This window comes from Xenorhabdus sp. PB61.4, from assembly GCF_963894935.1.
GTDB lineage: Bacteria > Pseudomonadota > Gammaproteobacteria > Enterobacterales > Enterobacteriaceae > Xenorhabdus > Xenorhabdus stockiae.
In genome coordinates this window covers 1-10291 of sequence record NZ_CAWQJR010000032.1, presented here as the reverse complement: position 1 = coordinate 10291, position 10291 = coordinate 1, and the positions used below count along the sequence as shown (strand labels likewise).

At 42.7% G+C, this 10291-nt stretch carries 8 protein-coding genes and 1 other annotated feature; of the genes, 3 read left to right on the top strand and 5 right to left on the bottom strand.

Annotated elements, in window-relative coordinates; all coding sequences use genetic code 11:
- Positions 1-345 precede the first annotated feature (345 nt).
- From clpB to rluD, 3 genes are all read right to left on the bottom strand, one after another.
- Positions 346-2919 (bottom strand): ATP-dependent chaperone ClpB, encoded by a 2574-nt coding sequence (clpB, locus tag AACX68_RS02955; RefSeq protein ID WP_228860564.1) that lies wholly within the window; start codon positions 2917-2919, stop codon positions 346-348.
- Positions 2920-3047: 128 nt separating this feature from the next.
- Positions 3048-3779, bottom strand: coding sequence for a purine nucleoside phosphorylase YfiH (gene yfiH / locus AACX68_RS02950; protein ID WP_228860563.1), 732 nt, complete (start codon positions 3777-3779; stop codon positions 3048-3050).
- Between the two features lie 4 nt (positions 3780-3783).
- Positions 3784-4761: a 23S rRNA pseudouridine(1911/1915/1917) synthase RluD gene (rluD, locus tag AACX68_RS02945; protein WP_099119919.1), complete on the bottom strand. Its 978-nt coding sequence runs from the start codon at positions 4759-4761 to the stop codon at positions 3784-3786.
- 146 nt (positions 4762-4907) lie between these two features.
- Here rluD and bamD point away from each other — a divergent pair, with 146 nt between their 5' ends.
- The 3 genes from bamD (at position 4908) to pheA (ending at position 7802) form a co-directional block, all read left to right on the top strand.
- Entirely contained in the window at positions 4908-5630 is a 723-nt protein-coding gene (gene bamD / locus AACX68_RS02940) for an outer membrane protein assembly factor BamD (protein WP_228860565.1), read from the top strand.
- A gap of 327 nt (positions 5631-5957) precedes the next feature.
- A complete protein-coding gene (raiA, locus tag AACX68_RS02935; RefSeq protein WP_099110738.1) occupies positions 5958-6290 on the top strand; it encodes a ribosome-associated translation inhibitor RaiA in 333 nt (110 codons plus the stop codon).
- Positions 6291-6436: 146 nt separating this feature from the next.
- Positions 6437-6560, top strand: a sequence feature (Phe leader region).
- Positions 6561-6647: 87 nt separating this feature from the next.
- Complete coding sequence (gene pheA, locus AACX68_RS02930) at positions 6648-7802, top strand: bifunctional chorismate mutase/prephenate dehydratase (RefSeq protein ID WP_228860562.1); 1155 nt, start codon at positions 6648-6650, stop codon at positions 7800-7802.
- 52 nt (positions 7803-7854) lie between these two features.
- On the opposite strand, the gene tyrA is transcribed toward pheA, so the two are convergent.
- Entirely contained in the window at positions 7855-8976 is a 1122-nt protein-coding gene (tyrA, locus tag AACX68_RS02925) for a bifunctional chorismate mutase/prephenate dehydrogenase (RefSeq protein ID WP_228860561.1), read from the bottom strand.
- Between the two features lie 5 nt (positions 8977-8981).
- Positions 8982-10076 carry a 3-deoxy-7-phosphoheptulonate synthase gene (locus AACX68_RS02920; RefSeq protein ID WP_099119915.1) on the bottom strand — a complete coding sequence of 365 codons (1095 nt, stop codon included), beginning with the start codon at positions 10074-10076 and terminating at the stop codon, positions 8982-8984.
- Positions 10077-10291: the final 215 nt, after the last annotated feature.

The window sequence follows — 10291 nt, the reverse complement described above, 5'->3', positions numbered from 1 at the left end:
ATCTTACGCTTTCCTCTCAGAGTGTCAAGCCTTTATTTTCGCGGCTTTCAACTCTTGTCATCTCGACTTGTTTGTGTGTTTGTCGTGACAACGGATGCGCATTATAGGGAGTTTTCCGACGCTGGCAACAACTATTTCAAAAAAAGATTTCAACCGAGCAGTTATTAGACAAAAACAGCTTATCAGGCTTTTTTTAATCTAAAAAAACAGAAAAAGAGGTGGATTTTCCACCTCTTTTTTACCTTTATTATGTCTTTTATATTGCCCTAGTGACATTTTCACTCGATAAGTGCCTATATAGATAGCTATCTATAAGTCCCCACTGAGTAGACTGAGCAAAAAACATCATTGTTTTGCAATAATGTGGTCGTTTTCCAGATCCAATGTCACTAACTTACCGGGAATCAGTGCACCAGAAAGTATTTGTTGAGCCAATGGGTTTTCAATCTCTTGTTGGATAGCCCGTTTTAATGGACGTGCTCCATATACAGGGTCAAAACCCGCCTCACTCAGTTTCTCTAATGCCGACGATGTCATGGTGACTTGATAGCCCCGTTCTTCCAGACGCTTATATAAACGCTGCAACTGAATACTCGTGATGGATTTTAGATGTTCTTTTCCTAATGGATGGAATACCACGACCTCATCGATTCGGTTAATAAATTCAGGTCGGAAGTGATGGCCCACGATCTCCATCACCATATCTTTCATTCCGGCATAATCCAGTACGCCAAAGCGCTCCTGAATCATGTCTGAACCCAAGTTAGATGTCATAATTACAACAGTATTACGAAAATCAACCGTTCTCCCCTGACCATCGGTCAAACGGCCATCATCCAACACTTGCAACAATATATTGAAAACATCCGGATGCGCTTTTTCAACTTCATCCAGCAGGATAACTGAATAAGGGCGACGGCGTACTGCTTCTGTCAGATAGCCGCCTTCTTCATAGCCAATATATCCGGGAGGTGCACCCACCAGCCTGGAGACAGAATGTTTTTCCATAAATTCAGACATGTCGATACGTACCATTGCATCGTCACTGTCAAACAGGAAATTGGCTAATGCTTTACACAGCTCCGTTTTACCAACACCTGTCGGCCCTAAAAACATGAAAGAGCCAATCGGACGATTTGGATCCGATAAACCAGCACGACTACGGCGAATTGCGTTTGCTACTGCATCAACAGCCTCATTTTGCCCAATTACACGTTTATGTAATTCATGCTCCATACGCAATAGCTTATCTTTTTCACTTTCCAGCATTCTGGATACTGGAATTCCTGTCCAGCGAGCAAGGATTTCAGCAATTTCAGCATCAGTCACTTTGTTACGCAGCAATTTCATTGGATGATTTTCTGCTGTTGATGCTGCTGCTAGCTGTTTTTCCAGTTCTGGAATTTTCCCGTACTGGATTTCAGACATTCTTGCCAAGTCACCACCGCGACGGGCTTTTTCCAATTCTATACGGGCATTTTCTAATTCAGCTTTGATGTTTTGAGTACCGGTAAGTTCAGCTTTTTCCGCTTTCCACTCTTCTTCCAGTTCAGAATATTCGCGCTCTTTTTCCACCAGCTCTTCATTCAGCATATCAAGGCGCTTTTTACTCGCTTCATCCGATTCTTTTTTTAGCGCCTGCTGTTCGAGTTTTAACTGAATAATCCTGCGTTCCAAACGATCCAACGCTTCTGGTTTTGAATCCATCTGCATACGCAGGCTGGCTCCGGCTTCGTCAATCAAGTCAATCGCTTTATCAGGTAACATGCGATCTGAAATATAACGATGAGATAATGTCGCCGCTGCCACAATTGCCGGATCAGTTATCTGAACATGGTGGTGAAGTTCATAGCGTTCTTTAAGACCGCGTAGAATAGCAATAGTATCCTCAACGGTAGGCTCAGCAACATAAACCTTCTGGAAACGACGCTCCAGAGCCGCATCTTTCTCAATATATTGGCGATACTCGTCTAAGGTCGTCGCACCGACACAATGCAGCTCACCACGGGCTAGTGCTGGTTTCAGCATGTTACCGGCATCCATCGCGCCATCTGCCTTACCGGCACCTACCATCGTATGTAATTCATCGATAAACAGAATGACCGAACCTTCCTGTTTGGAGAGATCGTTCAAAACGCCTTTCAAACGTTCTTCAAATTCTCCCCGGTATTTAGCTCCCGCCAATAATGCTCCCATATCAAGGGACAGGACTCTTTTGTTTTTCAGCCCTTCAGGAACTTCACCATTAACAATCCGCTGTGCCAGCCCTTCGACGATAGCTGTTTTACCAACGCCCGGCTCACCTATCAAAACGGGATTGTTCTTGGTTCGGCGCTGCAATACCTGAATTGTCCGTCGAATTTCCTCATCACGCCCAATTACAGGGTCAAGTTTGCCTTGTTCGGCTCGTTCAGTGAGATCTATTGTGTACTTTTTTAGTGCCTGACGTTGGTCTTCGGCACTCTGATCATTTACTTTTTCACCACCGCGCATCATTTCTATTGCCTTAGTGATTTTGTCTTTTGTTGCTCCCGCAGCTTTTAATATGTCACTTAGCGTTCCACGCTCTTCCAGTGCTGCCAGAACAAAGAGTTCAGAAGAAATAAAGTTATCACCTGCTTTCTGAGCAAGTTTGTCGCACAGGTTTAAATAACGCCCTAATTCATTGGATACCTGTACATCACCGCCACTCCCTTCTACTTTTGGTAGTCTGTCCAAAGCTAGATTCAGTCGATCATGCAAGTTTCCTGTATCAATCCCGGCAGACATTAATAAAGGACGAACAGAGCCACCCTCTTGACTGAGCAATGCACTCATCAAGTGAATAGGTTCGATGAATTGATTATCACGCCCTAATGCGAAGGATTGGGCGTCAGCGAGAGCAAGCTGGAATTTATTAGTAAGACGATCCAGACGCATAACACCTCCAATACTGGTCAGAATTTGCTACTGGAGATTAAATAAGGTCATTCCTTAAATATTCAAGGTTCTCTGAAAAGTTAATTGGAAACTTGCGCTATGCGCCAAAGACCGCCCTGCGCGATAGATCACTTCAACCAGATTAAAGTTGCCATACGTCCGGTAACACCATCACGACGATAAGAAAAAAAAGTTTTTTCTTCTGAGACCGTGCAAGCCGCGCCTCCAAAAACATTTTTTATCCCAATAGACTTCAACTTTAATCTAGCCAGTAAATAGATATTTGCCAGAAATTTCATCCCATAAGGTGTAAAAGCCTGCTCCAGATTAGGATCTGTTGCCAGAAAGGCTTCCATAACCTCATGTCCGACCTCAAACTGTTCAGGGCCAATAGCAGGCCCCAGCCATGCCTGAATCATACCGGGTTTTGTCGTAAATTGAGCCACCGTATTTTCCAACACACCGGCACATAATCCACGCCATCCCGCGTGAGCTGCTGCGACTTCATCACCGTCGACGGAACAAAAAAGTACGGGCAGACAATCTGCTGTCATTACAGCACATACCTGCCCAACCTGATTGGTATAAACTGCATCAGCCTGATTATTTTCCACTGACTGCCCTTCTAGCCTGATAACCCGTGTTCCATGTACTTGTTCCAACCAAACAGGCTGCTGTGGCAATCGTGCATATTCCACCAACAGTTCACGGTTTCGCTCCACGTATAGAGGATCATCGCCAACGTGACTGCCTAAATTCAGGCTCTCATAGGGAGGGAGACTCATCCCCCCCGCACGGGTCGTACTACACGCGCCAACCCCCTCAGGCTGTGGCCAGTCAGGAAAAATCAGTGGTGTCATTTAACTACCAATCCATTTCATCTTTAAAAATTTCGGCATCCGCTTTCATCACATCAATCAACTTCACCATATCGTCAGGTAATGGCGCGTGCCATTCCATCTCAATACCTGTTATCGGATGATAAAGACGCAGCATAGTTGCGTGCAACGCCTGACGGTCAAAGTTGCGCATCACTTCGCGAAATTCCTCAGAAGCGCCTTTCAGAGGTCGAGGACGACCACCGTAAAGCTGATCTCCAACCAATGGATGTTTAATATGTGACATATGCACACGGATTTGGTGTGTTCTGCCCGTTTCCAGACGTAAACGAAGACGGGTATGTGCCCGGAAATGTTCCATAACCCGATAGTGAGTCACGGCAGGTTTACCCATTGGGTGAACAGCCATGTGTGTCCGCTTTGTCGGATGGCGAGATATCGGTTCTTCTACGATCCCACCTGCTGTCATATGCCCCAACGCAATGGCTTCGTATTCACGGGTAATTTCACGTAATTGCAGTGATTCGACCAGGCGAGTCTGTGCCGGAACTGTTTTTGCAACTACCATCAGGCCTGTCGTATCCTTATCAAGACGGTGGACAATGCCTGCCCGGGGAACATCTGCAATCTCCGGATAGCGATATAGCAGAGCATTCAGTATCGTGCCATCAGGGTTTCCGGCCCCCGGGTGTACAACTAAATCACGTGGTTTATTAATAACCAGAATATCGTCATCTTCATAGACAACGTTCAGTTCTATATCCTGCGGTTCCCAACGGGCATCTTCTTCAATGATAGCATCAATAGAAATTTCTTCTCCGCCCAGTACTTTTTCCTTTGGCTTATTAATTATTTTGCCATTAACCTGAACTTTATCATTCAAAATCCACTCTTTTATACGTGAGCGGGAATAATCAGGTAACAATTCAGCCAAAGCTTGATCTAAACGCTGACCGAGCTGAGATTCAGCGACTGTCGTATTAAGTCGTATTTGTTGTGCCATATATAACTTCTATATTTTACGTTGAGTTTTGACGGCGAGGCCGTTTCATTTAAAATAGTGTGCTATTGTACTCTATCTTTCGCCGGGAGCTTCGCGGATAGTCTCCCAGAAAACAATCAGAGGGTAATCAACACGTGATGATTCGCATGAAATATCTGGTGGCAGCGACCACATTGAGCCTGGTTTTATCTGGGTGCTCCAGCAATAAAGAGGCTGTTCCTGATATCCCGCCATCTCAAATTTATTCAAACGGGCAGGAAAAACTGCAAGACGGTAACTATAAAGCGGCTATCAAGCAATTGGAATCCCTGGATAACCGTTATCCTTTCGGACCCTATTCTCAGCAGGTTCAGCTGGATTTAATTTATGCTTATTATAAATCAGCAGAATTTCCTCTCGCTCTTGCATCCATTGAACGTTTCATGCGCCTGAACCCAACCCACCCGCATATTGACTATGTAATGTATATGCGTGGTCTGGTATTACAGGCGATGGATGATAACCTTCTGCAGGACTTTTTGGGCCTTGACCGCTCAGACCGTGATCCTGAAAATGCCCGTGCCGCATTCCGCGATTTCAGTCAATTGGTACGTTATTACCCTAACAGCCAGTATGTAGCCGATGCCTACAAACGTTTAGTCTTTCTGAAAGATCGTTTAGCTAAACATGAGCTTGCCGTTGTTCAATATTACACTAAACGTGGCGCTTACGTCGCAGTCGTCAACCGTACAGAGCAAATGCTACAGAATTATCCGGATACCCAATCAACCAGAGAAGCGCTGCCTTATATGGAAAAGGCATACAAAGCTCTGGGGCTTGAAACCGAAGCACATAAAGTTGCGGCATTAATTGCAGCCAATCCAGTCTAGAATTTCGAAAGCACGTCGTTTCAAAAGAACGTCATAAAAATAGCAGCTATGTGGCTGCTATTTTTTTAGGGGAGAACATTATAACCGGACAGAAATCTATTTAAATTCCAGAATTATTTCTTAAGTTGATAATACCATAACTGATCGATAATGACGCATTACTTCTCTCTTAGCAACAAATATTGTCCATATCTTCATCATTAATCACAATTTCGCTTATCCACGTCAGCATTCCCGAATAAAAGTGATTTAGATCATTCTTTTTCTCCAAAAGCGAGTTATGCTGGAGCCATCAAAGACGGAGCAACAGAAGAAAGAGGTAACTATATGTTAGTAAACATAACCAGCAAACAAATGGAAATTACCCCCGCGATTCGTAGTCATGTGGAAGACCGTCTAAATAAGTTGAACAAATGGCAAGTCAATCTAATCAATCCACATATTGTACTTTCAAAAGAGCCACAAGGATTTTTGGTCGATGCCACGATTGGCACGCCAAATGCTACGCTGGTTGCAAGTGCCAAACATGAAGATATGTATGCTGCTATCAATGAATTGCTGATGAAATTAGAACGCCAACTTAATAAAGTTCAGCATAAAGGAGAAGCCCGCAGAGCAGAGCATAGTGTGAAAGAATCCAATCTTAATCTGGAAATATAACCTGTTTTGTTTTCTCAACGCGCTCAATGAGCGCGTTTTATTGTTCTTTTATTTCTGTATCCCTTTTCCCCATCTATTGACATACCTCAGCAAATAGGTTAATTAAAGTACACTATTTGATTCTGCAAATATTAAGATATAAATGACATGAATATTAAACTGTTTTTCTTCTTTTTCTTTTTTACCTTCCTATGAGGGGGTTTCTCGTTTTTAAAAGATAAAAAGAAGACGAACAAGAAAACCTCCCTACCAACGGGAGGTTTTTTTTTAAGACCATAATTTATAGCCCCGCTAGATTACGGGTTGCAATTTGAAAGATACAAATTACTTTTATAATAAAAATGTCAGGAATGTACTATGGAACGAGATTTAATTAACATTCGTAAAAAAATCAGCAGCATTGATGCTGATTTACTGGATCTACTAGCACAACGCCGGCAATTAGCCTGTGATGTTGCACAGACAAAACTTCATGATAATCGCCCGATACGGGATAAAAATCGGGAACGAGAATTACTGGATGTGTTAATTGATAAAGGTAAGTCTCGTGGGTTGGATGGGTTTTACATTACCCGTCTGTTCCAAATGATCATTGAAGATTCAGTACTGACACAACAAGCCCTGCTACAGCAACACCTGAACCAGACGCCTTATGATACGGCACGAATTGCCTTTCTTGGCCCAAAAGGCTCTTATTCTCACCTTGCAGCCCGTCAGTTTTCGGCACGACATTTCAATCAGTTAATTGAATGTAGCTGTCATAAATTTCCTGATATCTTTTCATTAGTGGAAATTGGTCAGGCTGATTACGGTATCCTGCCGCTGGAAAACACCAGTTCCGGAGCAATAAATGATGTTTATGACCTATTACAGCACACTCCATTATCTTTGGTAGGAGAAATTACTCTTCCGATCAATCACTGCTTATTGGTTAGCAAAGAGAGTGATATTTCTAAGATAAAAACAGTCTACAGTCACCCTCAGCCATTCCAGCAATGCAGCCAATATCTTAATCAATTCCCACACTGGAATATCATCTATTGTGAAAGTACTGCCGTTGCCATGCAAAAGGTAACTGAGATAGATTCACCAGATGTGGCAGTATTAGGAAGTGAAGCCGGAGGCGCACTTTACGGACTGAAGGTTTTAGAAAATAATCTGGCAAACCAACAAAATAACAGCACCCGTTTTATTGTTGTCGCCCAGAAACCGATTGAAGTATCAGATCAAGTTCCAGCAAAAACGACTTTTATTATGTCCACGGGACAGCAAGCTGGTGCTCTGGTTGACGCACTCATTATCTTAAAAAAGCACAATATTATTATGAGTAAACTGGAATCACGCCCGATAAACGGTAAGCCATGGGAAGAGATGTTTTATATTGATGTTCAGGCCAATATTCGTTCCATAAAAATGCAACAGGCTCTTAAAGAATTGTCTGGAATCACCCACTTTTTGAAAATATTAGGATGTTATCCCTCAGAAAATGTCCCCTCGGTCGATCCATTCTGAATAGTAAACCGGATGGCAACATCCGGCTTTTCCTTCACAGCAACCGATTCACTTATACCCGATTATCATTAGCCTGCTGTAAGAGTGCCCGGCTTTCTTTCATAAACCGGTTTGCTTCATCACCAAACCATTCGCTCACCTGATTAAAGCTTGCAATAAATGCTTTTTTATCCTGATCTTCCAAAAGCGCCAAAGCCTGACCGAAGCTCTGATGATAACGACGAATCAGTTCGAGATTTTCAGGACTGGACATAATAATATCTGCATACAATTGTGGATCCTGAGCAAATAATCGGCCAACCATAGCCAATTCCAGACGATAAATGGGTGAAGACAGCGCTAATAGTTGCTGTAGGTCGATATCTTCTTTTAACAGATGCCGTCCATAAGAAAAAGTGGTGAAATGACGTAGTGCCTGAATAAAACTCATATTTTTATCATGCTGATCTGCATCGATTTTATGTAGTCGAGCACCCCATACTGATATTTGTTCCAGAAACCACTGGTATGATTCGGGCTGTCGGCCATCACAAAAAACAACCACTTGTTTAGCAAAACTTCCTACATCCGGCCCAAACATCGGGTGTAATCCCAAAACAGGCCCTTTGTGTACATCAAGCATAGCCTGAAGTGGCTTTTGTTTGATAGAAGCCAAATCCACCAAAATGCACTCTTCAGGCAAAGGGGGTAAACGGTGGATAATATCTTCAGTTAAATGAATAGGTACGCTGATAATGACCATACCAGCACCAGCTAAAATAGTTTCAGCCTGCTCCCAGTCATTCGCCTCAAGGATCCTGACTTCGTAATCTGATAAGGTCAATAACCGGTTAAATAACCGGCCCATTTTTCCAGAACCACCAACAATAACAATAGGCCCTATATCAGCATTGAGCTTTTTGAAGCCTTTATCATTTTCACTGGCATAAGACTCACGCATAATACGGCGCAGAATATCTTCAATTAAATCGGGAGAAATCCCCAGTATTTCTGCCTCCTGGCGGCGAGAAGCCAGCATACTGGCCTCCCTTTCGGGTGCATAAATCGGTAAACCAAGCTGACTCTTAACCTCACCGACTTCAGCAACCAAATCCATCCGTCTGGAAAGTAAATTGAGCAGAGCTTTGTCTACCTCATCAATTTTTTCCCGCAATTGCGATAATTCTGCTGCCATGTCAATTACCCTGCCTGTTTCATCGTTATGTTTCGTTTTGATAAATGTGGCTTGATTTGCTGATGTAACTTTCTTAATACCTGCTCCGTCGTTTCCCAGCTAATACAAGCATCAGTGACAGAAACACCATATTGCATTTCAGAACGGGTTAGCTCGGAAGACTGGTTTCCTTCATTAATATGACTTTCTAACATGATACCAATGATGGATTGATTCCCTTGCATAATTTGCTCAGCGACAGAATCCACAACAACACTTTGACGACGAAAATCTTTATTAGAGTTACCGTGACTACAATCAATCATCAGTGATGGAACTAAACCTGCCTTAACCATCTGATTTTCACAGTCACGCACATGCTCAGCACTATAATTAGGCTCTGCTCCACCACGTAATATTATATGGCCGTTTGGATTACCCCGGGTTTGCAGCAGGCACACCTGACCAGACTGATTTATTCCCATAAAGCGATGTGGCATTGAGGCAGCTTTCATCGCATTAATTGCTGTATTTAAATTACCATCTGTACCATTTTTAAAACCAACTGATACTGATAAGCCTGAAGCCATCTCACGGTGAGTCTGAGATTCAGTCGTTCTTGCTCCAATCGCTGACCAACTAAAAAGATCGCCCAAATATTGAGGATTGTTAGGATCAAGTGCTTCATTTGCCAGTGGCAACCCCATTTCTACCAGATTCAGTAATAAACGACGGGCAATATGTAATCCGCCATCCATATCAAACGACCCATCCATGTAAGGATCACTGATCAAGCCTTTCCAGCCAACAGTAGTACGAGGTTTTTCGAAATAGACACGCATAACAATATACAGACAATCGCTCAGTTCGGCAGAAAGTGATTTCAGGCGTTGGGCATAATCAAGAGCGGCATCCACATCATGAATAGAACATGGGCCACATACCACCAACAAACGGGGATCATCATGATGGATGATATCTGCAATAGTATTACGCGCGTTTGTAATAGCATTCAAGTCACTGCTACTCAATGGATATTTTAGTTTCAGCTCTTCCGGTGTAATCAGAACTTGTTCATCGAGAATGTGAATGTTATTAAGCGCATCTTTTTGCATGATCATTTTTCATACCTGCTTTATTTGTCTGTTTAAGTTTTTAGCGTCTGCCGGATAACATACCACGCTCCGTAAAGAATACAATCCGATTGTTTATATTTTTTTACGGAAGTGTAAATATTATTTTACACCAAACCTTTCTGGTAATTGATATTAATCAATGCATAAATAATTCACATATATTCTAATTATCAATAGAAATATATTAAACAACCTAAACG

Coding starts and splice junctions, on each gene's coding strand:
- AACX68_RS02920 (WP_099119915.1), bottom strand. CDS start 10,076: ATGATCATGCAAAAAGATGCGCTTAATAACATTCACATTCTCGATGAA.
- tyrA (WP_228860561.1), bottom strand. CDS start 8,976: ATGGCAGCAGAATTATCGCAATTGCGGGAAAAAATTGATGAGGTAGAC.
- clpB (WP_228860564.1), bottom strand. CDS start 2,919: ATGCGTCTGGATCGTCTTACTAATAAATTCCAGCTTGCTCTCGCTGAC.
- yfiH (WP_228860563.1), bottom strand. CDS start 3,779: ATGACACCACTGATTTTTCCTGACTGGCCACAGCCTGAGGGGGTTGGC.
- raiA (WP_099110738.1), top strand. CDS start 5,958: ATGTTAGTAAACATAACCAGCAAACAAATGGAAATTACCCCCGCGATT.
- rluD (WP_099119919.1), bottom strand. CDS start 4,761: ATGGCACAACAAATACGACTTAATACGACAGTCGCTGAATCTCAGCTC.
- pheA (WP_228860562.1), top strand. CDS start 6,648: ATGGAACGAGATTTAATTAACATTCGTAAAAAAATCAGCAGCATTGAT.
- bamD (WP_228860565.1), top strand. CDS start 4,908: ATGAAATATCTGGTGGCAGCGACCACATTGAGCCTGGTTTTATCTGGG.